Below are 524 nucleotides of genomic sequence, written 5' to 3'. Positions count from 1 at the left end.
CCCAACTGGGTGATGAACTCCTGGCACGCGACCGAACCTGCACCGCCCCAAAAGTCGCCGGCAGCAAGCACATCGCGAACGATGGCCTGGTGCTCGGCCTCCAAGGACGCGGCCTGGGCGCGGATCAGGGCACCGTGGGCGTCCACGTCGCCGAACTGGTAATTGATGCTCATTGCTTGGCTCCTTAAAAGTCTTGGGCAGCAGCGGTTCTGGCTAGCTGCTGAGGATCTGCTGCGAGGCCTGCTCTTGCTGCTCGTAGTTGTTCGCGTCGCGGATCAGCCCGTCGCGCACCCCGTGCAGCATGTTGACGATGTTGCGGAAGGCCTGGTTGACCTGGCCCATGGTGTCGTAGGACGTCGCCTGCGCCTGGCCGCTCCAGCCCGCGCCGGCGATGTTCATCGACGACGCCCACATCTTGCGGGCCTCGTCCTCAACGGTCTGGGCGTGCACCTCGAAACGCCCCGCCATCGCCCGCATCTCGTGCGGGTCGGTCATGAAACGTGTTGCCATGTCGGCTGTCTCCT

2 protein-coding genes are annotated in these 524 nt (G+C 64.7%); both read right to left on the bottom strand.

Annotated features, from left to right (window positions below):
* Positions 1–173, bottom strand: a 173-nt coding sequence (locus tag JF781_RS28160) for a WXG100 family type VII secretion target (RefSeq protein WP_225341380.1), incomplete at its 3' end; no start/stop codon positions are given.
* 40 nt (positions 174–213) lie between these two features.
* Complete coding sequence (locus tag JF781_RS28155; RefSeq protein ID WP_003874404.1) at positions 214–510, bottom strand: WXG100 family type VII secretion target; 297 nt, start codon at positions 508–510, stop codon at positions 214–216.
* Positions 511–524: the final 14 nt, after the last annotated feature.

It is taken from the genome of Mycobacterium sp. WUMAC-067 (assembly GCF_020217485.1).
Lineage (GTDB): Bacteria > Actinomycetota > Actinomycetes > Mycobacteriales > Mycobacteriaceae > Mycobacterium.
Note: the sequence above shows the minus strand (reverse complement) of the source record. Positions and strands in the feature narration are given on the sequence as shown.

Excerpts from the sequence above, each read along its gene's own strand:
- JF781_RS28155 (WP_003874404.1), bottom strand. The coding sequence starts at position 510 with ATGGCAACACGTTTCATGACCGACCCGCACGAGATGCGGGCGATGGCG.